The organism is Streptomyces sp. NBC_00096 (assembly GCF_045041305.1).
Taxonomy (GTDB): Bacteria; Actinomycetota; Actinomycetes; order Streptomycetales; family Streptomycetaceae; genus Streptomyces.
The window spans coordinates 6,257,684-6,281,835 of record NZ_CP108221.1; the positions used below are offsets into that span (position 1 = coordinate 6,257,684).

Below are 24,152 nucleotides of genomic sequence, written 5' to 3' on the forward strand. Positions count from 1 at the left end.
AGAGTGGCCCCCCGGCCGATTGCCCGTAGCGGCGGCGAGTCCGCACACAAACGAGAGGCAGGCCGAGAGGTCTCCACGGAGCACACCTCGATCCAACGCGCCACGAGAGTATCGCCAGGGCTTGGATCGTGGAGCGGGCAGCCAAGCGGCTGCTGCGAAGCACTCGAAGGCTCTCGAGTGGATGTCGCGGCCCAGCGAAGGGCGAGGTTGCCTGGGCGGGGGACCGTCTGAGGGGATCAATCCGGTGCACCCTTCCCGACGGACCACCCCCACTCGCGCGGGGACCACCCGCTGGGGCGGCCGTGCCGGGCGGCGGTCGCCGGAGCACCCCCGCTGGCGGGGTACACCCGAAAATTGCAGGTACGCCGACAGCTGCCGTAGGACTGGACGATGAACTGCACGCGACAGTCCTCCGACATCGTCAGCAGGTACACACCTGTGTGGCGCGGGATGCGCACCCTCCCCGGCCCCCTACAGACAGCGGCCCTCCGCCCGTGACGACATCTTCGGGTCAGGGGCTTCAGCGCACGTCGTCATGCCAGTCGGAGGAACGCTGCAGGTACCGGTAGCTTACCCATTCCTGTGCCAGCCGGTTCCCGTCTAGCAGCAGTTGCCTGCCGCCCGCCTGGCATCCCACGGGAAGCCACTGGGCCAGTTCGCCGGCGGTCCCGGCGCTGACAGAGGCTTCCTTGGCTGCAGCGGGGCGGGGCCGTCCGAGCGACTGAAGTGCTTGATATAGGCGCTTCGCTGGCTGTACCGGCGGAAGGCCGAGTTCGAGGGCAGTGCCGGAGGCTCGCAGGGGGATTCGCAGTCCGCTGGTGTCCAGGTCGCCGAAGTACCTGATCTGGGTGATGCCGTGCTTTGCCTTGATGGCACGGATGGATGCGCGAAAGGTGCCGCCCAGCCCCCACGCCACGTAGCCGAGCCGGTGACCAGCAGGCAGGCTCTCCACAAGGGACCACCACGTGGTCGAGTTCTCCACGACGAACAGCACATCGCCGGTCCCGACGCGGCAGTAGTGACTGTCGTCCTCCTCCAGAGGGAACGTCTCAGTGATCAGAGGTGGAGGCGGCCTGAAGGTGTGCAGAAGTTCGTCGAGCCGCCCGGGATCCGAGAACAGAGGCCCTGACGTGAGAGTGTCGAGGGTCTTCTCCGGCATAGGGAAGTCGGCCTCGTTCCCGAACGTCCCGAAGATTTCCAACGCGCGTTCCCGCAGAGGGATGCGGAACAGGTCGGGCCCACTCTTGAGCCACCTGTCGATGGCCGCGTAAGCCGGCCGCTGCTTCGCCGTCGCAGAGGTCCAGTGCGACGCCAGCCAGGTTAGGTCCGGGTGCCACCTGGGCATGGGCGGAACAACGGGAGGTTCTGCCTGTGCAAGAAGCCGAACCTTGACTGGCAGGGACACTTGTTCCGGCGTGCGCCGCTGGACTTGCTCGATCAAACCGTGCGCCTCCAGCGTGTTCAGCAGAGCGGCCAGGACCGCCGGCTCGAATGCCTCGTCCACGTTGCGATTCGGCACACGGCGAAAGACTTCCCACACGTCGGCGAGAGGGATTAGCGCTGCCTTGTAGCGGCTGCGGCCGTGGGTCGCAGCCCATTCCCGCAGCCCGGTGATCAGATCATTCTCCCGACGCTGAAGTGCCATCGTCTCCCCTGAAGGCGGCGCTTGATGTCTCACGCCGGAAGATTCTGGCACTCTCGATCCGCCCGGTCCCGTCCTCAGGGGGCAGATCGTCGAGGTACGGACGGAACACCTCGTCGACGACGAGATACTTGCGCGCGGCGCGCAGGTCGGCGTCGTTACGCAGCCGGACGAGCAGGGGGAACTGGCCTAGTGCCTTCTCGTCGTACAGGCCGGTGGTGTAGACGAGCTGCACTCCATGGGCCTGCGCCACTTGGCGTTGCAAGTCCAGCAGGTAGTCGGCGTTTGCTCGGCCGATGGGATTGTCCAGGAACAGCACGCCGGAGTGAGGTGACCTCTGTCGGCCCCTCTGGTTGGCGCGAAGCGCCGCCATCGTGCAGTACAGCAGAATCGCCGCGGTCAACTGCTGGCCCCCGGAGAAGACGTTCTTGACCTTCGATACCCGCACCCGCTCCGTTCGCACGGCCCTGTCCGGCTTGAGCACATGGACTTTGAATCCGGTAGGAACGGCGGTGTGGACCGCGCGCAGCAGCAGCGACATCCCGTCGCGGGCCACCTTGCGGCCATCGCTCGTCTGACCGGCAGAAGCTTCTTCCGCAAGGTCGCCCAGACGAGGCAGGAGCAGTTCGTCGGGCTGTGGCTGGAAGGCGAAGTGGATGAACTCCTGCCCGGCCCAGTCCTTGAGGCTTTGCGGAAGCCGAGACAGCTTCTGGGCTGAGCGCAGCAAGGACAGAGCCTTGTCGCTTTCCCCTTTCAGATGTTCGACGATGGTCTGCCGGTGTTGGTTCACCTTGCTGATGTCGTCGTGCAGGCTCCTCTCGCGAGTCTGCAGCGCCGCGAGCCAGCCCGCCGCCTGCTCGGCGGTCTGCTCGACGGACAACTCGATGATCTGCTGCCGCACAGGGATGGTTAGGGGTGTGTACCGGTCGGCGGCGGCGTGCCGTCTGATCTGTTCCGCCGCGCCGCGCAGGAGTTTCTCGCTGCGGTTCAGGCTCTCCCTGGCCCGCTTGGCATCATTGCTCAAGCGCAGGTAGTCCGTCCAGGCGGCATCACCGTCACCGACGTAAGGGTCGGCGTCCGCATTTTCGGCTGTGTCCACCAATGTCTGGGTGAGCTGCTCGAATGCCTTGGCCGCATCTTCGGCACGCGATGTCTCCTCGGCGGCGGCGGTCTTCAGGCCGAGAGCAGCCGCCTCGGCCTCCCGTGCCGTGGCGTGCTGCTTCTCCGCCTCCGTCACTGACTGCGAGCCCCTGTCGATGGTGTCCACAGCGTCGCCGGCCGGCATGGGGACGGTGCCGTCGGCGGTCAGGCCGCGGAGCTCCTTGAGCCGCCCGCTCAGGGCGTTGTCGCACTTGCCCTGCTCCACGGCGGCCCGCGTGTCTTTCTTCTCAGCCGCCGAAAGGGCCTGGCGTGCGAGCTCGAGTGCCTCGGCGCGGCTGCGTTCGTCCAGCGCCTCAGGCGTCCGCAACAACTCACGCGCAATGGTCTGGTCCGCCTGTGGCAACGCCGAATACCCTACTGCTGCCTCCCGTGCGTCCTCTTCCGCCCGGTCGAGCCGGTTGCGAAGCTCTTGAGGCACGTTGGCTTGGTCGAAGTTGACCTGGGCCCTTTCATAAGCCTCCCGTAGCACCGGCACCGGGTCGCTCGGAGGCTTGCCTTCGAACCGCATCTCCTGCGCTCCGGGCAGCTCGGCCCATTGCCGGGCCGCCTCGTCGGCGGCCCGGCGCTGCTCCTGCAGCGCAGCGTCCAATCCCTCGGCCGTCTGACGATGCTCCTCGGCGCTGTCTTCGGCGTCCATGGCCTGCTGCTGGTGCTCTGCGTGCTCCTCGTGGGCGGCCGTGATCTGCTCACGCCATGTGGGAATGTGCGCCAGGCGCTCGCCGAGGCCGGTCAACCGGCGGCTCGTCTCCTGCCAACGCTCGTGTTCCTTCCGCGTGTCTCGCAGTTCCCCGCGGATCTCCTCCCGGCGCTCAGCCAAACCATGGATGACCAGACGATGCCCGGCAGTGGCGCCCTCGGCTGCGGACAGAGTCTTGCCGGCGATCGCACACGCCTCCTGCAGGTCTGCCAAGGCGCCAGCTGGGTAGTCCTCACGCCACTGGGCGATCCTCTGCCGCAGCTTCTCGTCGTGCTGCTGGGCTGCCTGCAGTTGCTGCAGCTGTTCCTCGGATCGCGCCCAGCGTTCTTCGACGGTCTTGTGTTCGGCCTCGGCGGCCACATCGTCATACAACGCGGCATTGAACGGCAGCGTGAACAGCACCCCCTGCGCTGCTGGTCCTTCCGCTTTCCACAATGCCGCGACTGTGCTTACGGTGACGTAGTAGGCCGTCGGCGCCGCGCGGGCGAGAATCTCTCGGGCACGGTCCTGATCGTCGGCCGAGTTCAACAGCACTCCACTGACCAGATGCGGTGCGCGAACGATCATCTCCTCTCGCTGTTCGGTAGAGAACTCCGCGATGTACTCCCATCCGGGCCAGGCATCGATCCGCGGCTCGGACTGCGCCAGGAGCCGACAGGCGTCGCCCACGACCTGGGGTGGCGGCAGCCGGTGGCCGTCCTTCAGCGCCAGCCGAGCCAACGCATCACGGGCCCGCTCGACCTCCAGCGTGACCCTTCGCCTCTCCGTTTGCACGATGGCCGCACCCAGCTGCTCCAGCAGTACCTGCGCGTCCGCCTCCAAGCTCACCGCCGACCCCAGCAAGGCCACCGCCCTAGCTTCGGCCTCGAGCGCTGAGGCACGCGAGACCGCAGTCCCCAGACGCTGCTGCGCCTGCTCACTGCGCCCTCGCGCAGTGGCCTCATCGCCGATGGCTGCGGACAGAAGCTTCTGCGCCTGCGTGTGCTGGAGATCGACGCTCTCCTCCTCGCGCTCCAGAGCGCTGATCTTGTCTGCGGCGTGCTCACGGGTCTGCAGGGCTTCCCCTGCGGCCCTGGGGACGCCGTCGATGGAGGACACCAGCCCGTCCACTACGGCTTTCTCGGCGTCGTTGCGCACGGCACCGATCTGCTCCAGCAACTCGCGAGCCCGAGTCTCGGCCCGGTCGGCGTTCTTCAGCGCCTCTTCCCGCGCCCGCCGGCTATCCTTCTCGGCCTTCCGGTGCGTGTGGACGTCGCCGCGCAGGGCTCCCGACGTCTTCTCCGCATGCTCCTTGAGAGCCAGCAGACCTTGGGCGAGTGCTCTGGCGGCCCGCTGCCGGGCCTGAAGCGCCGGCTCGGCGGCCAGATCGCCTTGCTGCAGCAGCAAGGCCAACTCCCGGGCGGCTGCCGATTTGTTCAGGTGCCGCTCTACCGGGCCGACTGCACCCCACCCGTTGACCAGGTCCTGTGCTGCCTGCCTGTCTCGAGCGGCTTCTTCGGCATCGGACTTGGCCTTGGCGAATCGCAACTGTGCCAGCTTGTGCCGCTGGCTTGCCACCGTCGCCGCCCAGCGGCGCGTGAGGCCGGCCGCATGGGTGAACTGCACCGAGCGGCTCTGTTCCTGCCGCTGCAAAAGCGCCAGGCGCTCTGTGTCAACGCGCAATCGTGCTTGGACCTGGCCGTTGAAGCGCGCCATGTCCTCGGCGGTCCGGTGTGTGTGGGTACGGGCCTTACTCACCGCGTCGGTTGCTTCGATAAGCGGCTCGAGCAGTGTCAGAGCCTGCTCCACGAAGGAGAGCTCCAGCAGCAGGTCTTTGCGCCCGGCGAGTTTGTGGGCGTAGGTGGAGACCAGAGAGGCCAGATCGTTCAGGCTCTTGTGGTCGTACACAGCCTTGAGGAGGAAATCGACGAAGCCTCCGTCGGAGTCGAGAGTGAAGGCATGAACGGCCTCACCCTCGTCCTTGTTCATGGCGCGCTGGTAGCGGAACAGTTCAGGATCGAGCCCGAGGTGGTCCAGCAGGTCGGTCCATTCTTCTTGGGACTTCGGCCAGCTCAACTGCAGTCGCTGGTCCTGAGCCCCCAGCTCTTTCACGCACTCCCGGTAGGACGACAAAGACCGGTACTTGCCGTGCTCGACGATGGGAAGGCTGTCCAGACCGAGGGTGGGGGAGGGGTGGAACGCGTACCAATGCTCGATGAGGTTTTCTGCGACCGTCGAGACGACCTGGTCCTTCCAGCACAGCGTCTTGGCCGTAACCAGCAGCCGCCCGGTAGTGGCATGCATCCACTCCAGAGCAATGTGGGAGACGTCCCGCGCCAGGACGAAATCCTCCAGTAGCCGCGGGTCGGGGGCGTCCTTCACCTGGCGTCGGCCCGGCAGTACTACGGAGAACAGCAACTTCAGCAGAACGCTCTTGCCGCCCCCGTTCTCCAGGAACACCACACTTGCCGGCGACGGGCGCACCACCTGAGCAGCCGTCTCGAACAGATTCTCCTGCACGGCAGCGACCGGCTGCCCTGCTCCGGAAAAGTCCAGGATCACATCCTGGAACCGGGCGCCTGCGGGGCCGGCCGAGCACACGCGAACACGGGACAGTTCATACATTGTGCCTGCTCCCCGCCTAGTAAAGGGTGCCGCTGTCGCTGGTCACCCGCAGAGATCCAGCTGAATCGGCGGGCGGCACAACCCCCAGAAGCAGCAGTTCACGGTAAGCCTCGACCGCAGCCAGCTCTCGCACCTGCAATTGATAACGGCCGGTGGTGCGATAGACCTTCGAAGCCAGCTCCAGATTCTCGCTCTCGTGAAGCAGCCCCTTGTCCACCAGGAAGCGCAGAGCCCGGCCGATGATCGCTTCCGTAGTCGTGGGAGCCACCTGCCCGCTGGTTGTCTCACCCGCCTCCGACCTGCGCGCATAAGCGCGCCATGCGCGTTCGAGCTCCGGTGCCTGCACCGGCGCATCGCTGTTTGCGTCCGCCTCAGCCGACCGCTTGGCCAGCTCCTGACAGGTATGCCGCACATGCTTGTCGACCACGGCTGGTGTCACCGCCCCCACATAGCTGTCATCGAGCAGGTCCTCGGGCCGCGGGAAACACAGCGCGGCGATTGCTAGATGCACAATCCCGTGCAGGACCCGTTCCGCCTCACGGTGGTGACTCTGCCGAACCTGCCGCGCATAGTTGTCTAGACGGGTCTCGAACACCGAGCCGGGAACCGGAACGATCACCGACCCTGCTCGCATCGTGACCCCGAGAACCTGCAGTCCCAGTCCCGTCGCGCTGCGCCGCACCAGCTCCTCGAACGCCGGCTCCTCATCGAAGCGCCGTACCAAGGCCGCGTACTCGGCATCCCGGTGCGGGAGTACCCGCGGGCGAAACGCGTATGCGATCAACCGGGTCGCCGCCTCGGCGTCGTCCTTGCCGTACTCACCCGCTGAAGAGATCACTGTCCCGCCCCCTGCCGTGCGACCGGTCTGCCTGCTCTGGGCCGTTTGTTGCGGACGGCAGATGTGCTGTGGTCAGCCACAGGTCGTCCCCGGCGAAACCGGCACTGTTCAGGGCGATGCCGGCCTGCATCGCCAGCCGGACGTGAGCCTGTCCGCGCCGCCGTGCGGCACCGGCGTCAGGACTGAAGGCGTGCACCGCCAGCAGCGCTACCAGCGAGGGCAGGTCCTCATCGAGCCGGGCCGCCTCCTCCAACAGACTCGACAGCGAGCGAACCTCCCCCGGCAGGTACAGGAGCCGTTCGGCCATCTTCCACTGCTCGGTAGTGAAACGCGTCGTCTCCTCCAGCAGCTCCAGCTCCGGTTCCTCCACCTGCCCAGCGAACCGGGATGGCTCCGGCGCCGGCCGCAGCAGCGCAGGAACCAGCGTCGCCAGATACGGAAGATCCTGAACAGAAGACCCAGTCGACTTGCTGAAGAAGCAGTCCACCGCTCCGACCGCATCCGCCACCGGCAGTTCCAAAGCGGGACGCAGCAGCTGTCCGAACAGATCGAAAGCCGCCCGTCGGGGTCTCACGGAGAACAGCTGGCGGTCCTGTTCTGCACGGAACTCACTCCGTGCTTCCAACAGCCTTTCCTGCAGGCGAATATGGCGCCGGATGCAATCCTCCACAATTTCGACAAGCTCCGCTGCATGCCGCTTGCGCACGGGGTTCACGGCCTCATCCCGGGCCTCGGCCATGTTCCTGGCGATCGCCCGCTCCGCGCGCACACGCTCCTCGACATGATCCAGTGCCTCATCCAGCACCGCTGGGAACTCCTCCATCCAGTCCACCAGCAAGATGTTGCGCCGGGTTGCTTCCAACTGCGCATTGATCAACTCGCCGTACTGAATGGTGCGGATCCTTGCCTGATCCGCCACCTGCTTCGCGTCGGTGAGCCGTCCGCGCCTGATCAGGTTCGCCAGCTTGACCTCGGCGGCCTCCTGCGCGGACTCCACATCCGTGTCCAGCGCGCCTACCAGAACGTTCAACGCCTCGTGCGAGGCGTGCAGATACAGCACGCCGGCACTGTCGCGCCGCTCCATGATCAGCTTGAAAGGGAACGACAGAACCTGGTAGACGCCATCGGCGTCCACGGCGCCGTAGGAACGTCGGAACGCCCGCTCGACGTCACCGACATTGATCAGACTGTCCAGAACCCACCCCGCAACCCGGGCGTGCTCCTCACGCGACTGTTCGGGCGTCTGCCGGGCAACGAACCGCTGGACCCTGCCAAGGACATGCCGCCGGCTGGCACCGGTGTCGAAGTCCATCGCGATGGCGACCTGATCGATCGTGTGCAGGGCAATCTCAGCCATTTGGTAGGCCTTGGCGTCCGCCCATTCCAGTAGGCCTTTGTTCGCATCCAGATCATGCAAGGGAGCCGTGCACGCCAGCGCCTTCGCCCGACGGATCAACCCCTCATCGTGCAACAGACCCTCGTCCGCCCCAGCTTCACCTGCGCGCGTTGCATCCTTGAAAACCACTCAACCCCTCTCGAACGCCTCTGGTAGACCATGCGCAGGCGTCCCGCTTGTGAGCCGCGACCCCCTGGTAGCGGCTTACAAGCATGCCTTCCTCAGGCCCACCGGGGCGGCATATGCCTGAACTTTGTCTGGTTGAGATCCCCAGCACATCGTGGCCTGCGCCGACAGACACGGACAGCACCACGGCGTGCCAGATGCTGAACACTTGCCACGGCGCTACCGGACAGGCGCCCGCTGAAGACGGCAACTCGCGGCGACCGCGTCGAGCAACGCCGCGGAGCTCAGTGAGCCCCGCCGTTGATGTACAGCGTCTGGCCGCTGACGTACGAGGAGTCCTCGGACGCGAGGAAGGCAACTACAGAAGCGACCTCCTCCCGCTGCCCGACACGGCGCAGCGGGGTGCCGCTCCGCGCGAGCCGGGCCTCCGCCCGCGCGGGCTCGCACTGTGGTGCGGAGAGGAACAAGCCGAGGCCGCTGTCAGGACGGCCCCAGCCGCCGTGTTGCGCGCAGCTGGAGCACATCCGGCCGACCGTGTCGGCGTTCAGCGGCACCTCGGACATCACGACCCCCGTCGGCGCGCAGCCAGGTGCATGTGCGACATGCGTGCAGTTTGGAGCGGCGGTGTGCTTGACCTCAGCTGCTTGGCTGCGCAGGCGCCCTGCATCGCCGCGGTCGGAGACAGGGCTGTGGAAGAACGAGCGAACCATGCGACGATTCTCGTGCTTCAGCGCGAGCAACGAGCCCTGGTTTGGGTCCTCCTCAACAGTCGCCTTGTGCAGGCACGGACAGTCCGCCGGGTGATCCGTCCCCTCTCTCCGCAGCGAGTGGACGCAGGAGCGCTGGTGACCGCCGCCAGCGCGATGGTCTTGGGGAGCAGTGGAGAGCCATGTGGCGGAAGCGACGATAGGCGAAGCGCTTACCTACGCCTGTGGCTCCGTGCTGGAGAACCCGCACCGTTCCACTACACCTTGCTACCACGTCTGTCAGAGGGTTGCCGCCGGGCTCACCTGGGCGGGAATCTGGTCCGTGACTGGTCCGCAGGTGAGAGCCGAGCGGCCGAGTCGACTGCATAACGTGATGAATCAGATTCGGTATCTGGGCTGACTCTGGTGAGCAATTTTCGTGTTGGCGGCCAGACTTGGGATGTTAGAAGAACCCCACTGCCTTCGGGGAATAGCTGCAATAAAGGTTCTTCGTCTGCTGGTAGTGCTCCAGCATCATCTTGTGGGTCTCCCGGCCGATGCCCGACTGCTTGTAGCCGCCGAAGGCCGCGTGGGCGGGGTAGGCGTGGTAGCAGTTGGTCCAGACGCGGCCCGCCTGGATGGCGCGGCCCGCGCGGTAGGCCGTGTTGATGTCGCGGGTCCAGACGCCGGCGCCCAGGCCGTACGCCGTGTCGTTCGCGATGCGGACGGCGTCGTCGAAGTCCTGGAACGAGGTCACCGAGACGACCGGGCCGAAGATCTCCTCCTGGAAGATCCGCATCCGGTTGTCGCCCTCGAAGACGGTCGGCTGGACGTAGAAGCCGCCGGCCAGTTCACCGCCGTGCTCGACGCGCTGTCCGCCCGTCAGGATCTTCGCGCCCTCCTGCTGCCCGATCTCCACGTACGCCAGGATCTTCCTCAGCTGCTCCGCCGAGGCCTGCGCGCCGATCATCGTGTCCGTGTCCAGCGGGTGCCCCGGCACGATCAGCTCGGTACGTGCCACGGCCGCGTCGAGGAAGTCGCCGTAGCGGCCGCGCTCGATCAGGGCGCGCGACGGGCTCGTGCACACCTCGCCCTGGTTGAGGGCGAACATGGTGAAGCCCTCCAGGGCCTTGTCCCGGAGGTCGTCGTCCGTGGTCCAGATGTCGTCGAAGAAGAGGTTCGGGCTCTTGCCGCCCAGCTCCAGGGTCACCGGCTTGAGGTGCTCCGCGGCGTACTGCATGATCAGCCGACCGGTCGAGGTCTCCCCGGTGAAGGCCACCTTGGCCACGCGCGGGCTGGAAGCGAGCGGCTTTCCCGCCTCCTCGCCGAAGCCGTTGACGATGTTGACCACGCCCGGCGGCAGCAGGTCCGCGATCAGGCTCATCAAGTAGTGCACGGACACCGGGGTCTGCTCGGCAGGCTTCAGCACCACCGTGTTGCCCGCCGCCAGGGCCGGGGCCAGCTTCCACGCGGCCATCAGGATCGGGAAGTTCCACGGGATGATCTGGGCGACCACACCCAGCGGCTCGTGGAAGTGGTAGGCCACCGTGTCCTCGTCGATCTGGCTGAGGGAACCCTCCTGGGCCCGCAGCGCGCCCGCGAAGTAGCGGAACTGGTCGATGGCGAGCGGGATGTCGGCGGCCAGCGTCTCGCGGACGGGCTTGCCGTTCTCCCAGGTCTCCGCGACGGCGAGGGCCTCCAGGTGCTGTTCCATCCGGTCCGCGATGCGCAGCAGGATCGTGGAACGCTCGGTGATCGAGGTACGGCCCCACGCGGGCGCGGCGGCGTGCGCCGCGTCCAGCGCGCGCTCGACGTCCTCGGCCGTGCCGCGCGCGACCTCGGTGAAGGTCTCACCGGTCACGGGGGAGGGGTTGGCGAAGTACCGTCCCAGGGCGGGCTCGACGTGTTCGCCGCCGATGAAGTGGCCGTAGCGCGACGCGTACGACATGAGCGCGCCCTCGGTACCGGGCGCGGTGAAACGGGCCATGGTGGTCCTCCCCTTGCCGGGCGCCGGCCGCCGTCGGCCGGCGCTCGCGGTGAGGCTAGGGGCGGGCAGGTTGCCGGTACGTTGCACGGCCGCGCGGCGAACGGCCCGGGAGCGGCGGCGTGGTGTCGGGCGCACAGCCGGGGTCGGAGTCGGGTGCGCGGCCGGTATCGCTGGCGGGTGCGTGCCCGGGGTCGCGTTCGGGGTCGCGCCCGGGGTCGCGGTCAGGTGCCCGTCCGGTGTGCGGCGGCCCGGGGACCTGTGCGCCGGAGTGCGGCAGCCCGAGGTGTGGCGGGCCGGTGGGTGGCAGTCCGGTGTGTGCCGGGCCAGCGTGCGGCAGTCCGGTGTGTGGCAGCAGCCTGGTGTGCGGCAGCCCGGCGTGTGGCGGTCCTTCGTACGGTGCCCCGGTGTGTGCCGGTCCTTCGTACGGTGCCCCGGCGTGTGGCGGTGCGCCGTACCCTGTCCCGCCGAGTTCCGCGTCGATGGCCCGTACGCGGGCCAGCGCGGCCGGCCGGTCGGCAGGCGGGAGCGCCGCCACCAGGGCCCGCCAGACCTCGGCGTCCTCCGCGCCCCATGGGCTGCACACCCAGTCGGCGAGCAGCCCCGCGTCGGCCCGTGCGATCACCGCGGCCCGCGCCTGGTCCTCGAGGCGGCGCCGGAGCCGGACGACGCCGGGCGCCGCCGACGCGGGCAGCAGCGGTCCCGGGTAGCGGGCCAGGGCCGCCGAGACGGCGCCGCCGGCCAGCTGGCGGGCGACGGCGGTGAAATCGGAGTCCAGCGGCGCGGCCGTGCGGTAGGGGCGCGAGAGCGGGGCGCCGGCTCCCAGCAAGCCCCGCAGCCGTGACATTTCCGCGCGCAGTGTCACCGGTGACACCGCCTCGTCCTCGTACAGCGCGATCGCCAGCTCGTCCCCCGACAGCCCCTCGGGGTGGTGCGCGAGCAGGACCATGATCTCGCTGTGCCGGCGCCCGAGACGGAACTCGCGGCCGCCGAGGCTCAGCAGCGCCTCGTCCCGGCCGAGCGCGGTGAGGGAGTCCCCGGCGGCCGGTGGCGCCGGATCCAGCAGCGCCAGCCGGGCCTCCGCCGCGCAGGCGACCGCCCGCACGAACGCGAGGGAGTGCGGATGGGCCAGCCAGTCGCCCCCGGTGATGTCGACGGCGCCGAGCAGCCGCCCGGTGCGCGGGTCGTGGACCGGGGCCGCCGCACAGGTCCAGGGGTGGACCCGGCGGCTGAAGTGCTCCGCACCGAAGACCTGGACCGGCTCCCCGACCGCCACCGCCGTACCGGGGGCGTTGGTGCCCATCGCCGTCTCCGCCCAGCGGGCGCCGGGCACGAAGCCGAGGCCCTCCGCACGCCGCATCGTGGCGGACTCGCCCTCGACCCAGAGCAGGCTGCCCCGCGCATCGCACACCGCCAGCAGATGGTCCCCGTGCGAGGCGAAGGCACCCACCAGGTCCCGGAACAGCGGAAGCACCGGGGCCAGCGGATGCTGTTCCCGGTAGGACCGCAGTTCCGCCCCGGCCAGCTCCAGCCGGGGCGCGCACTCCGGGCTGACCCGGGCCCGGGCGCAGCGCCGCCAGGACCTCGCGATGACCGCCCGCACCGGGGCCTCGACCCGCCCGTCCTGGGTGAACGCGGCGTGGGCCCGCCGGAGTTCCCGAGTCCGCGCGGCGGGATCGGCTCCACCGGGCAGAGCCACCGAAGGACCGTCCATGTCACCCTCCCGTGGTGCCTCGGTACCCGGAGCGCCCCCATCGTCGTCCCGCACCGGCGCCCCGGCAAGCGGTACGTCGGCCAGTGCGGGGCGATTCCGATCGGTACGGGGCGCAGGCCCCCGCCGGGACCGGGCCGGGCGGGGTGGACCCCCTGGTGCTCCGGCTGTTGCTCCGGCTCCTGCTGTGACCCGGTGAACCCTTCCGGTCACCGCATCAGTACTCCGGGTCCAGTGCCGACAGCGCCGATGCCGGGTCCGGGGACGGCGGGCCCGCCGGGAGCCACTGGTCCGCCGCGCGGCGGTACGGCCACCAGCGGCCGTCCCGGTCCAGGCGGAGCCGGCGGTCGCCGCCCGGCTGCGTCCAGCGGGCGCGGGTCCGGCGGAGCACCGGGGCGGCGGTGGCGGGGTCGGCGGTGGGGTCCGCCCCCTCCGGCCAGGCCGAGGCGAGGGCGGCGCGGGCCCGGGTGAGGGCCGCCCGGTCCGGGGTCCAGTCCTCCTCCAGTACCGCGACGGCCCGTGCCCCGCCGAAGCCCCAGGCGAGAACGGCCCGGTCCATGTCGGCCCGGTCCCTGTCGGCAGCCGCCGCCAGCCGGGAGCGGACCCGAAGGTCGCCGGGCTCCGCCGTGAGGCGTACGGCGTCTTCGGCAGTCGTCGGCGCGGGCTGCGGGGCGCGCTCCGCATGGCCCGGAGCGAGCGCTTCCGCGAGCAGCCGGTACGCGTGCGTCGCGGCCGCCTGCGCGAGGAACTCCACCGCGTCCACGTCCAGGCCCGGCGGCTCCGTCTCCGTGTCCAGCGTCGGCGGCTGGCCCGGCGCCCCGGGCAGCCGCGCGGGCGGGGGCGGCGGGGGCAGGGCGGCCGCCGCCGCGTACGCCTCGGAAGCGGGAACCCCCGCGTCGGCGACGGCCTCCGGAGCCTGCGCTTGCGCCGTGCTGCGCTCCTCCAGCTCGTCCACCAGATCGGCCTCGGAGCGCCCGCGCAGCAGCAACAGCACGAAGGGGTCCCGGTCCAGCAGCCGCGCCGCCTGGTAGCAGAGCGCCGCCGTGTGCGGGCAGTGGTCCCACTCCTCGCAGTCGCAGCGCGGGTCCAGGTCCCCGATCCCGGGCAGCAAGTCCACCCCGGCCGCCGCCGCGTCCCGCACCAGCTCCGGCGGCACTTCCCGGTCCAGCAGCGCCGCGATGTGCCCGGACTCGGCGGCCGCCAGCCCGAGCAGCCGGTCCCATTGCCCTGCGGTGAACTCCTGCACCAGCACGTCGGTCCGGTGCGCCGTCCCGTCCCGGTCCCGCACCACCGCCGTCAGCCCGCCGGGACGCACCGAAACGGCTCCCACCGCGCCCGAACGCGCGTACCGGCGGCCCTGTTTGACCTGCTCCCCGTCGAGCGCGCTGTCCTCCAGGGCGCGCAGCCAGGCATGGCCCCACCAGGTGCGGGCGAAGCCGCGGCCGGTGGGGGCGGCAGTGCGGGGAAGGTCTTCGCACGGGCGCCGTGCGCGCGTTCCGGGCTCATCCGCGTCGCTCCCCGGCGGTGGTCGGGCGGAGCGCCACGAGCGCGGCCAGCCCCATATCGGTCAGCTCGGTCAGCTCGGTCAACGCGGCCTCGCCGCCCGCCAGTACGGCGTCGGCCAGGGCGCGTTTGGCCTCCAGCATTTCGGCGATGCGGTCCTCCACGGTGCCTTCCGCGATGATGCGGTGGACCTGGACGGGCTGGGTCTGGCCGATGCGGTAGGCGCGGTCGGTGGCCTGTTCCTCGACGGCCGGGTTCCACCAGCGGTCGTAGTGGATGACGTGGCCGGCCCGGGTGAGGTTCAGGCCGGTGCCCGCCGCTTTGAGGGAGAGCAGGAACACCGGGACCTCGCCCGCCTGGAAACGGTCCACGAGCTCCTCGCGCCGGGCGACCGGCGTACCGCCGTGCAGCAGCTGGTGCGCGATGCCGCGCGCCGCGAGGTGTTTCTCCAGGATCCGGGCCATCGCCACGTACTGCGTGAAGACCAGCACCGAGCCGCCCTCGGCGACGATCGTGTCGAGCAGCTCGTCGAGCGGTTCGAGCTTTCCGGAGCCCGCGGCGGTGTCCTGTCCGGAGTCGTGCTCCTTCGGGTCGTGCTCCCTCGGGTCGTTCCCCTTCGCGCCGTGTTCTTTCACATACTGCGCGGGGTGGTTGCAGATCTGCTTGAGCGAGGTCAGCAGCTTGATCACGAGGCCGCGCCGCTCCATGCCGTCGGCCTCGGCGATCGCGGCGAGGGTCTCGCGCACGACCGCCTCGTACAGCCCGGCCTGTTCGAAGGTCAGCGAGACGGCGTGGTCGGTCTCCGTCTTGGGCGGCAGCTCGGGCGCGATCCCGGGGTCGGACTTCTTCCGGCGGAGCAGGAACGGCCGCACGAGCGACCCCAGTCGGGCCGCGGCCAGCGGGTCGCGACCGCTCTCGACCGGTTCGGCGTAACGGGTGCGGAAGGTTCCCGGGCGGCCGAGGAGGCCGGGCGTGGTCCAGTCGAGGACGGCCCACAGCTCGGACAGGTCGTTCTCGACCGGGGTCCCGGTGAGGGCCACCCGGGCGGTCGCCGGGATGGTGCGCAGGGCCCTGGCGGCCACGGAGCGCGGGTTCTTGACGTGCTGGGCCTCGTCGGCGACGACCATTCCCCAGCTGACGGAGGCGAGTTGGGCTGCGTCCACGCGCATGGTGCCGTACGTGGTGAGGACGAACCCGCCGTCCGCTCCGCCCCGCTGTTCCAGGTCGCGGCCGGCGCCGTGGAAGCGGTGCACCGGCGTACCCGGGGCGAACTTCTCGATCTCCCGCTGCCAGTTGCCCAGCAGCGAGGCCGGGCAGACCACCAGCGTCGGCCCCTCGTGCCCCCGCTCCTGCCGGTGGAGGTGGAGGGCGATCAGGGTGACGGTCTTGCCCAGCCCCATGTCGTCGGCGAGACAGGCGCCGAAGCCGAGCCCGGTCAGCCGGGCGAGCCAGCGCAGACCGCGCAGCTGGTAGTCGCGCAGGGTGGCGCGGAGGGCGGCGGGAACCTGCGCTTCGGCATCGTGCGGATCGGCATGCCCCGGTTCGGCGACGAGGAGCGCGCGCAGGCGTTCCAGCGGACCCGTGGCCTCTACGTCGTACCGCGTGCCGTCGAGCTCCGCAGACCCGGTCAGTACGGCGGCCAGCGCGTCGGCGGCCGTCATCTCGCGGTCCTGGCGGGCGCGGGCCCGGGCCCGGCGGGCCTCGGCCGGGTCGATCAGGACCCACTGGTCGCGCAGCCGGACCAGGGGGCGCTTCGCCTCGGCGAGCCGGTCCAGCTCCCCGGGGGTCAGATCGCCCTGTCCACCGAGGGAGTAGCGCCAGCCGAGGGGGTGCGCGGCGGCGGGGGCGAGCGATCGGGGAAGGCGGAGCCGGCGGTGGGGGAGAGCGGAGCGGGGAGGGAGCCGGCGGCGGGGGCGAGCGGATCGGGGAAGGCGGAGCCGGCGGTGGGGCGGCCCACGACGGCCCGGGCGGTGAGCGTACGGGCGAGCCCGCGCGGCCAGTGCACCTGCACCCCGTCGGCGGCCAGGGCGCCGGCGGCCTCCCCGGGCAGCTCCGAGACCTCCTCGTCGGCGAGGTCCACGGCGTCGGGGACGGCCGCGCCGAGCAGCGGAGCGAGCGGCGGCCAGAGGCGGGCGGCGCGGCGCAGGGCCCGGAGGGCGTCCAGGCGGGCGTCCAGGCGGGCGTGCGGCGGGAACGCCGCCGCGGCCGGCCCGGACCCGGCCCAGACCTCGGCGGCGTCCGCGACGAGGGCGGCGTCGGCCAGGCTGTGCATCTGCGGGACGGCCCGGAAGGCGGGGGGTTCGCAGGCCGCGTCGAGCTCGATCCGGAGCGAGACGCGCACTCCGGCGTCGTGCCCCGCGGCGACCCTCGGCGGCCCAGTCGCGCAGCTCGGGGTGGAGCCGGGACGTGCGGGCGGCGTAGGCGGAGCCACCGGTGGCGGCGGGCGCGGCGGGGGACCGGGGCAGGGTGTCGGCGACCGCGTCGAGAAAGGCGCGCAGCAGCGGCTCCGGCGCGGGCAGCCGAGTCGGCCCGTCGGCGTCGGGGACCTCGTCGGGAGGGCTGCCGCCGGGGGCGGGGCTCCAGTCCGGCGGTACGCAGTGCGCGTCGGGCGGCATGGCGGCCGCCAGCTCCCGGACCTCCTCCAGATCGGCGGTCTCCAGCGGCCCGAGCCGCCAGGCGTCGTACCCGGCGGGGCTCAGCCCGGGGAGCAGCAGCCCGCGCGCGGCGAAGCGGAGGGCCAGCAGGGCGGCGGCGCCCCAGAAGGGCACAGCTCCGGCCGGGGCGGCGGCCCGGGCCCGGGTGAGCAGCGGCAGCGCTTCGGCGAGGGGTACGACGAGGGCCGTCACGGTGGTGCGGCGCAGGTCGGGCGTGACGATGGTGAGCCGCTCGGCGGTGCTGGTGGTGGTGCCGGGGCCGTCGAGGCGCAGACCCCCATCCGGCAGCCCTTCGTCACGCAGCCCCGCGCCCGCCAGCCCCGAACCGCCGGCGGCTGCGTCCGGCAGGACCGAACCCGTCTGTCAGAAGGCGATCCGGCCGTCGCGGGCCGGTTCGGCGGGGAGGAAGACGGCGGAGCAGTGGATGAGGCCGGAGATCGTCGAGCGCACGCATTCCTCAAGCTTGACTACCGAATACGGGGTGACCGAGAGTAACCCACGCCCGGCGCCCGCCGTCCGCGGCGGCTCCGTGACCCGGGTCAAGGCGACGGCCGTTCGCGAGGCCGGGAACGCGGGGGCGGGAGCGCGCGTTGTGGTGGGTAGTGGCCGACGAAGAAAGAGGTGCCGCACATGTCCACGAGCGGAAAGGTCGCGGTTGCCGGAGTAGTGGCAGCCATCGTGCTGTTCTGGGCGGTCGGGTTCTGGGCGGGACTGCTGGTCCTGATCGGAGTGCCGGCAGCCGCCTACCTGCTGTTGGACTCCTCCCAGCGCCGTAGGCTGCGGGGCATGTCCAGGAAGCAGATCGGCCGCTGACGGCGGCAGGGGGGCCATCCATGAACACGGGGACGGCGGCGCAGGTCGCGTCGGTCAGCAGCAACGGTGTCTATTCCTTCACCAAGCCCACGCGCGAGAGCATCACGCTCCTCGAAGGGCTGGGGGTCGAGGGAGACGTCCACGCGGGGGTCACGGTCAAGCACCGTTCCCGGGTGGCCCAGGACCCGACGCAGCCGAACCTCCGGCAGGTGCACCTGATCCATCGGGAGCTGTTCGAAGAGGTGGCCGAGGCGGGCCACGAGCTCGAGCCGGGTCAGCTCGGGGAGAACGTCACCACGGAAGGCATAGACCTGCTCGGCCTGCCGACCGGCACGCTGCTGCGCCTCGGTGCGGACGCGGTGGTCGAGGTGACCGGCCTGCGCAATCCGTGCCTGCAGATCGACGCCTTCCAGCACGGGCTGCTCAAGCTGGTGGTGAGCCGGGACGACGAGGGCAACCTGCTGCGCAAGGCCGGAATCATGGGCGTGGTCCACCGGGGCGGCACCATCCGCCCCGGCGACAGCATCGAGATCACGCTCCCGCCGGAACCGCACACCCCGCTCGAACGCGTCTGACCCGAAGGGCCCCCGGCCCGGCCCGGCCGCGGGCTGCCCTTCGCCGGCTCTGCCGTACCCCGACGCGGGACCGCACCCCGGGTCGGACGGCACCCCGAGTCGGACGGCACCAAGGCTCGGACGGCACCGCGACCTGGTCCGCACCGCGACGCGGGACCGCACCCGCACGGGCTGTGATCCGCACCCGCGACGGGCTGTGATCCGCACCCGCACGGGCTGCGATCCGCGATCGAGACGGCGGCCCGGCTTGTCGTCATCACCGTGCCGTCACACCGTGCCCTCACACGGCGATGACGACCTTCGCCCGGGCGTGCTCCCGCTCCAGGTACCGGATGGCCTCGGGCGCCTCGCTCAGCGGGTAGGTGCGGTCGACGGCCGGGGTGAGCCGGCCGGAATCGGCGAGCTCCGCCAGCGTCGCCAGATTCTCGCTGGTCTGCTTCGCCGTGAGGACGAGCAGCCGCTGGCGGGTGAAGCGCGACAGCGCCTGCCCCTTGAAGATGAGCCCCATCGGACCCAGCAGGCTGCCGCCCTCGAACACGCCCCCGCCCGACAGGACGAGCGTTCCGGTGGGCGTCAGTACGCTCCGGAACTCGGCCAGCCAGCGGTTGCCCACCAGGTCGAACACCACGTCGTACCGCTGCCCGCTCCGGACGAACTCGTCCCGGGTGAAATCGTCCCTGCTGTAGTCGACGACCCGGTCCGCACCGAGGGACCGGACCAGCTCCGCGTTGCGCGTGCTGCACACCCCGGTCACCTCCGCGCCCAACGCCTTGGCGATCTGGACGGCGAAGGTCCCCACACCCCCCGACGCGCCGTTGACCAGCACTTTCTGACCCGGCTGCACACGCCCCAGATCGCGCAGCCCCATGAGAGCGGTGTTGCCGGCGAGCGGCAGCGCCGCCGCCTGCTCGAAGGTCAGCCCCGTCGGCTTCGCCGCCACCGCGCTCTCCGGGGCGCACACGTGCGTGGCGAACGCCCCGTCGGCTTCGCCGAACACCTCGTCACCGGGGCGGAAACGTTTCACCGCCGCGCCGACCGCTTCGACCCGGCCCGCGAAGTCCGTGCCCCGGATCTTCGCCTTCGGCCCGCCGACCCCGAGCACCAGGCGCGCCAGGTACGGGTCTCCCCGCATGAGGTGCCAGTCGCGCGCGTTGACGGAGGCCGCGTGGATCCGTACCAGCACCTCGTGCTCGCCGGGCGACGGAGTCTCGACGTCCCGGAGCTCCAGGACGTCGGGTGAGCCGTAGCGGTCCTGGACGATCGCCTTCATGGGGTCTCCGTACTGCACCGGCCGGTGCGGGAAAGGTCACCCGGTCCGAAGCGGCCGGTACCCGCGACGGTAGGCGAACACCCCCGCTCCGGACATCGGGGACGATCCCTAGGTGGAAGCCCCCAGACCCCAACTCCCACCCCGCGCACCGCCGGTCGCACCGATGCCGATGCCGATGCCGATGCCGTCGCCGGGGACGTCAGTTCCAGCCCCCTTGAGCGCGGGTCCGCGCGAGTCGCAGGCTCAGTAGTACTCCCGCATCAGCTCCGTGGCCCACTCCGGCTGACGGTGGTCGCCCCGCGGGCCGAACTCCGTCATGTACGGCTTGAGATCGAGCACCGGAGTGCCCGAGACCGCGTCCAGGCCCTCCACGTGCAACTCCGGTCCGTCGGCCGCCAGCACGTCCACCTTCACCACGCGGCAGCGGGAGAGGCCCAGCCGGTTCGGCCGGTTCTTGCCGCGCTGGGCGAAGATGCCGACGAGCGGCCAGTCCGGATTGCCCCTCGGACGCCGGGCTCCGGTCTCGATCTTCTCCTCCGGCACCCGGTCGAAGTGGTAGACCACCTCGACGTGCGAGAAGTCCTCGAGCCCGTACAGCGCCTCCGGCCCGAACCGCTCCCGGTCCAGCCGGATCACCGCGGTCTCCCGCCCCCAGTCGTCATCGACGACCTCCGAGCGCCCACCCACCACCACACCCACCGGGACGACCACCACCGGATCCATCAACGCGCCCTCGCTCTCGTCGCTCTCATGACCGCACACGCGACACGATCACCCGCGCGCCGGGCGCCGCCCGCTCACCGCGCGCCGCCCGCTCACCACGCCCGCGGCCCGCCGCCCCGCGACGCCCGCTCACCCCGCGCCGCCGCCCGCCCCACGCGGACGCCCGTTCAGGCCGGCCGGACCGCGACCCGGTCCAGGGACGCCAGCAGCTCCGCCAGCTCCGGGAGTTCCCCGTGCGCGTCGTGCGGCACCGCCAGGACCTCGCTCGGCTCCTCGTCCAGCAGGACGAAGGCGGCTCCGCCGGTACGCGCCACGAGCGACCATCCGGGCCCGTCGACGCGCAGCGTCCGTACCTCGTCGCCCGCGAAGGACGATCGCACCCTGCCCGGCGGCGGCGGGCTCTGCGTGTACCCCACCGCCTCCTTCAGGGCCCGTGCCAGCCCGGGGTGCGCGGCGGCGGCCGCCCCGCCGTCCGTGGCCACGCGCTCGCTCCAGTCGGCCCACTCCCGGGCGATCTGGTCGGCGCCCATCCGCCGCTGCACCGGCCCCCAGGCCTCGGCCGACGGCGGCGCCAGCGGCACCCGCCCGGTACCGTCCGCGCCCTGCTCCGGATCGTGCGGCTCCGGTATCCCGGCCGTCGCCACCGCGAGGGCCAGCGGCCAGCCCGCCAGCGAGACCACGATCGACCGCTCGTCGGGCGACAGGTCGTACTCCATCCCGCAGTCCCACGAGGCGATGGCCATGGCCACGAGCGACACGTCGTCGACCACGACCGTCCAGCGCGCGCCGTCCTCGTCCTGGCCCAGCACCAGCCCGTACCCGGCGGCCGCCGGCGGCACGCCCAGCAGCGAGCAGGCCTCGGGGAAGTCGTCCCCCAGGATGCTCGGGAACTGCGCGGGGGTCAGCAGTACGGCGGTCAGCACGTACAGCGAACCGCCGTCCTCCTCGTCGGACACGTGGCCTCCCGGTCGTTCTCTCGTCGGCGCACCCTAACCAGCCGGTAACCGCCGCGTCGATAGCCCACGGGAGGCGATTTCCAACCCCGCCACCTGCACGTAGAGTTGGCCACCCGCCACAGAAAGGTGTCCCGGTGCAGCGCTACGACCGGCTGAAGGAGATCCTCCGGCTCGATCCGGACAAGGATTTCCTCGCCATCTACCGGCTCACCGCCACCTACGAGTTCCCCTGGGACTTCGCCCGCGCCCTGGAGCTCGCCCTCTTCCGGACCTACGCCGTCCCGAGCATCGGCGGGCTCCTCGCGGACACCGCCGAGTTCACCGAGCGCACGCAGAAGCGCTACGACGACACCGCGCTGCTCCTCGACGCCGTCGTCGAGCACGGCTTCGAGTCCGACACCGCGCGCACCGCGATCCGCCGCGTCAACCAGATGCACCGCAGCTACGAGATCACCAACGACGACATGCGCTACGTCCTGTGCACGTTCGTGGTGATTCCCGCGCGCTGGCTCGACGCCTACGGCTGGCGCCCGCTGACCCACCACGAGCGCCGCGCCTCGGCGAACTACTACTCCACCCTCGGCCGCCATCTGGGCATCACGGACATCCCGGGCTCCTATGAGGAGTTCGAAAGCACCCTGAACGCCTACGAGGAGGCCCGCTTCGGCTGGGACGAGGGCGGCCGCAAGGTCGCCGACGCCACCATCGACCTGATGGCCTCCTGGTACCCGGCGCGCCTGGCCCCCGCCGTCCGGCGCGGCAGCCTCGCCCTCCTCGACGAGCCGCTGCTGCGCGCCTTCCGCTACCAGGCCCCGAGCCCCGCCGTCCGCCGGCTGGTCCGCGGCGCACTGCGGCTGCGCGGGCGCGCGGTGCGGCTGCTGCCCCCGCGCGCAGCCGCGCACTACGCCCGCCAGAACCCGGAGATCAAGGGCTACCGCGACGGCTATGACGTGGGCGAGCTCGGCACGTTCCCCGCGCCCGGCTCGGGCGGCTGCCCCGTGCCCCATCCGCGCCGCCCGGCCGGAGCGCAGGCTCAGCCTCCGGCCTGATCCGGACCGCCTCCGCGGACCCCGGGCCAGGGGCCGACGTAAAGCCTTGGTGTCTTTCGGCTGAAGCCCTCGCCGGGTCATTTCGCCGTTCAGGGGGTGCGGACCGCCAGTGCGAGGAAGCGGGTGTCCTCGTCGGCGTACGAGGTCATCCGCCAGCCCGAACCGGCCAGCAGCGGGCCGAGGTTGTGCTCGGCGCGCATGTCGTCCGGGGTCAGTTCGCGGCCGTGGCGCGCCGCCAGTGCCGCGCGGCCGATCGGGTGGAACAGTGCGAGCCGGCCACCCGGGCGGACCACCCGGGCGAGCTCGCGCAGGTTGGCCCCGGGGTCGGGCAGGTGGGCGATCAGGCCGGCTGCGAACACCGCGTCCAGCGCCCCGTCGCGCAGCGGCAGCCGGGCCACGTCCGCGAGCAGCAGGGCGCCCTCGGCGTCCCGGCCGGCGTCCCGCGCGGCGGCCAGCATCTGCGGGGTGACGTCGGCGCCGAGCACCGTCCCCGACGGGCCGACGGCCGCGCGGAGCGCGGTCAGTGCCCGCCCGGTGCCGCAGCCCGCGTCGAGCACCCGGTCCCCGGGGCGCAGCCCGAACTCGCCCACGGCGATGGCGAAGGCGGGTCCGTCTCCGGGGAACTTGCGGTCCCAGCCGGCCGCGCGCGCCCCGAAGAACTCCTGGACGTGGCCCCGGTCCCGGGTCTGGTCCTGGGGCCGCTCCCGGGCCCGGTCCTGAGCCGGGTCCTGAGCCCGCTCCTGAGGTCGGCCCTGAGCCCGGTCCTGGGTGTGGTCCTGTGTACGGTCTTCGCTCATGCGCCCATGATCCCTCACCCCGGCTCCGGCACATGCCTGCGGAACGTGTGCAAGGTGATACTTGGTGTGATCGAAGATGAACGTATCTCTGTCATATTCCAGCAGTTCCAGTGGCTTTCGAAATGCGCCCCGTGTTCGTGCCCTCACCCGGACTAGCGTCCCGTGGCCATGGGACACCTGGACCACGCCGCCTACGGCTGGCTTACCCCCGCGCTGTCATACGTGATGGCTTCGATCGGCGCCGCCCTCGGCCTGCGCTGCACCGTTCGCGCGCTCGCCGCGACGACCGGAACCTCCCGCCGCAACTGGCTCCTCACCGCCGCCTCGGCGATCGGGACCGGGATCTGGACGATGCACTTCGTCGCGATGCTCGGCTTCCACGTCACCGGGACCGAGATCCGCTACAACGTGCCGCTGACCATCCTCGGACTGGTCGTCGCCGTCGTCGTCGTGGGCGCCGGAGTCTTCGCCGTCGGCTACGGCAAGGACCGCGGCCGGTCCCTCGTCCTCGGCGGCCTCACCACCGGCCTCGGCGTCGCGAGCATGCACTACCTCGGCATGGCGGCCCTGCGCCTGCACGGCTCGGTCTCCTACGACCCGCTGATGGTCGGACTCTCGATCGCCATCGCGGTCGTCGCCGCCACCGCCGCCCTGTGGGCGGCGCTCAACATCAAGTCCCCGGTGGCCGTTGCCGTCGCCTCGCTGATCATGGGCGCCGCCGTCACGAGCATGCACTACACCGGCATGCTCGCCGTCGCCGTCGACGTCGCCCCCTCGGACTCGGCCCTGCCGGGCGCCACCGCCATGCAGTTCATCTTCCCGCTCGCCGTCGGCCTCGGCTCCTACCTCTTCATCACCTCCGCGTTCGTCGCGCTCTCGCCGACCGCCGACGAGCGGGCGGCCTCCGCCGCCGCCTCCGCCGACCGGCTCCTGGGAGAGCGCGCCGCCGCCCCGGCGGGCTGAGGCG

15 protein-coding genes and 2 pseudogenes are annotated in these 24,152 nt (G+C 71.1%); 4 read left to right on the top strand and 13 right to left on the bottom strand.

Going from position 1 to position 24,152, the window contains the following annotated elements; translation table 11 throughout:
* Positions 1-520: 520 nt before the first annotated feature.
* From OG904_RS27815 to OG904_RS27855, 9 genes and pseudogenes are all read right to left on the bottom strand, one after another.
* Complete coding sequence (locus OG904_RS27815; protein WP_405495539.1) at positions 521-1,645, bottom strand: Wadjet anti-phage system protein JetD domain-containing protein; 1,125 nt, start codon at positions 1,643-1,645, stop codon at positions 521-523.
* Positions 1,620-6,104: a hypothetical protein gene (locus OG904_RS27820; RefSeq protein ID WP_405495541.1), complete on the bottom strand. Its 4,485-nt coding sequence runs from the start codon at positions 6,102-6,104 to the stop codon at positions 1,620-1,622. Before OG904_RS27820 ends, OG904_RS27815 begins: the two co-directional genes overlap by 26 nt.
* A gap of 16 nt (positions 6,105-6,120) precedes the next feature.
* Entirely contained in the window at positions 6,121-6,942 is an 822-nt protein-coding gene (locus tag OG904_RS27825) for a hypothetical protein (RefSeq protein WP_405495543.1), read from the bottom strand.
* Positions 6,923-8,467 carry a hypothetical protein gene (locus tag OG904_RS27830; protein WP_405495545.1) on the bottom strand — a complete coding sequence of 515 codons (1,545 nt, stop codon included), beginning with the start codon at positions 8,465-8,467 and terminating at the stop codon, positions 6,923-6,925. Before OG904_RS27830 ends, OG904_RS27825 begins: the two co-directional genes overlap by 20 nt.
* A 281-nt stretch (positions 8,468-8,748) precedes the next feature.
* Positions 8,749-9,027 carry an SDR family oxidoreductase gene (locus OG904_RS27835; protein ID WP_405495547.1) on the bottom strand — a complete coding sequence of 93 codons (279 nt, stop codon included), beginning with the start codon at positions 9,025-9,027 and terminating at the stop codon, positions 8,749-8,751.
* A 586-nt stretch (positions 9,028-9,613) separates the two neighbouring features.
* Complete coding sequence (locus OG904_RS27840; RefSeq protein WP_405495549.1) at positions 9,614-11,137, bottom strand: aldehyde dehydrogenase family protein; 1,524 nt, start codon at positions 11,135-11,137, stop codon at positions 9,614-9,616.
* A 460-nt stretch (positions 11,138-11,597) separates the two neighbouring features.
* Positions 11,598-12,848, bottom strand: a pseudogene (locus tag OG904_RS27845) (transcriptional regulator); the annotation flags it as partial.
* Between the two features lie 214 nt (positions 12,849-13,062).
* Positions 13,063-14,160, bottom strand: a complete 1,098-nt coding sequence (locus tag OG904_RS27850) for an SWF or SNF family helicase (RefSeq protein ID WP_405495551.1) — start codon at positions 14,158-14,160, stop codon at positions 13,063-13,065.
* A 187-nt stretch (positions 14,161-14,347) separates the two neighbouring features.
* Positions 14,348-17,305, bottom strand: a pseudogene (locus tag OG904_RS27855) (DEAD/DEAH box helicase).
* Positions 17,306-17,632: 327 nt separating this feature from the next.
* Here OG904_RS27855 and OG904_RS27860 point away from each other — a divergent pair.
* The gene (locus OG904_RS27860) at positions 17,633-17,815 is read left to right on the top strand and encodes a hypothetical protein (RefSeq protein ID WP_189967292.1); all 183 of its coding nucleotides are present in this window, start codon (positions 17,633-17,635) and stop codon (positions 17,813-17,815) included.
* A gap of 20 nt (positions 17,816-17,835) precedes the next feature.
* On the top strand, positions 17,836-18,390 hold the full coding sequence (locus OG904_RS27865) for an MOSC domain-containing protein (RefSeq protein WP_405495553.1): 555 nt from the start codon (positions 17,836-17,838) through the stop codon (positions 18,388-18,390).
* 280 nt (positions 18,391-18,670) lie between these two features.
* On the opposite strand, the gene OG904_RS27870 is transcribed toward OG904_RS27865, so the two are convergent.
* The 3 genes from OG904_RS27870 to OG904_RS27880 form a co-directional block, all read right to left on the bottom strand.
* On the bottom strand, positions 18,671-19,660 hold the full coding sequence (locus OG904_RS27870; RefSeq protein ID WP_405495555.1) for an NAD(P)-dependent alcohol dehydrogenase: 990 nt from the start codon (positions 19,658-19,660) through the stop codon (positions 18,671-18,673).
* 243 nt (positions 19,661-19,903) lie between these two features.
* Complete coding sequence (locus OG904_RS27875; protein WP_405498311.1) at positions 19,904-20,383, bottom strand: SAM-dependent methyltransferase; 480 nt, start codon at positions 20,381-20,383, stop codon at positions 19,904-19,906.
* A gap of 167 nt (positions 20,384-20,550) precedes the next feature.
* Positions 20,551-21,339: a hypothetical protein gene (locus OG904_RS27880; RefSeq protein WP_405495557.1), complete on the bottom strand. Its 789-nt coding sequence runs from the start codon at positions 21,337-21,339 to the stop codon at positions 20,551-20,553.
* Positions 21,340-21,473: 134 nt separating this feature from the next.
* Here OG904_RS27880 and OG904_RS27885 point away from each other — a divergent pair, with 134 nt between their 5' ends.
* A complete protein-coding gene (locus OG904_RS27885) occupies positions 21,474-22,388 on the top strand; it encodes an oxygenase MpaB family protein (protein ID WP_405495559.1) in 915 nt (304 codons plus the stop codon).
* Positions 22,389-22,477: 89 nt separating this feature from the next.
* On the opposite strand, the gene OG904_RS27890 is transcribed toward OG904_RS27885, so the two are convergent.
* Positions 22,478-23,185 (bottom strand): class I SAM-dependent methyltransferase, encoded by a 708-nt coding sequence (locus tag OG904_RS27890; RefSeq protein WP_405495561.1) that lies wholly within the window; start codon positions 23,183-23,185, stop codon positions 22,478-22,480.
* Between the two features lie 168 nt (positions 23,186-23,353).
* On the opposite strand from OG904_RS27890, the gene OG904_RS27895 reads away from it, so the two are divergent.
* Complete coding sequence (locus OG904_RS27895; protein WP_405495563.1) at positions 23,354-24,148, top strand: MHYT domain-containing protein; 795 nt, start codon at positions 23,354-23,356, stop codon at positions 24,146-24,148.
* Positions 24,149-24,152 lie beyond the last annotated feature (4 nt).

Bases quoted from the DNA above. Each gene is read 5' to 3' on its own strand.
- OG904_RS27890 (WP_405495561.1), bottom strand. From the start codon at position 23,185: ATGAGCGAAGACCGTACACAGGACCACACCCAGGACCGGGCTCAGGGC.
- OG904_RS27895 (WP_405495563.1), top strand. From the start codon at position 23,354: ATGGGACACCTGGACCACGCCGCCTACGGCTGGCTTACCCCCGCGCTG.
- OG904_RS27860 (WP_189967292.1), top strand. From the start codon at position 17,633: ATGTCCACGAGCGGAAAGGTCGCGGTTGCCGGAGTAGTGGCAGCCATC.
- OG904_RS27815 (WP_405495539.1), bottom strand. From the start codon at position 1,645: ATGGCACTTCAGCGTCGGGAGAATGATCTGATCACCGGGCTGCGGGAA.
- OG904_RS27840 (WP_405495549.1), bottom strand. From the start codon at position 11,137: ATGGCCCGTTTCACCGCGCCCGGTACCGAGGGCGCGCTCATGTCGTAC.
- OG904_RS27835 (WP_405495547.1), bottom strand. From the start codon at position 9,027: ATGTCCGAGGTGCCGCTGAACGCCGACACGGTCGGCCGGATGTGCTCC.
- OG904_RS27820 (WP_405495541.1), bottom strand. From the start codon at position 6,104: ATGTATGAACTGTCCCGTGTTCGCGTGTGCTCGGCCGGCCCCGCAGGC.
- OG904_RS27865 (WP_405495553.1), top strand. From the start codon at position 17,836: ATGAACACGGGGACGGCGGCGCAGGTCGCGTCGGTCAGCAGCAACGGT.
- OG904_RS27870 (WP_405495555.1), bottom strand. From the start codon at position 19,660: ATGAAGGCGATCGTCCAGGACCGCTACGGCTCACCCGACGTCCTGGAG.
- OG904_RS27875 (WP_405498311.1), bottom strand. From the start codon at position 20,383: ATGGATCCGGTGGTGGTCGTCCCGGTGGGTGTGGTGGTGGGTGGGCGC.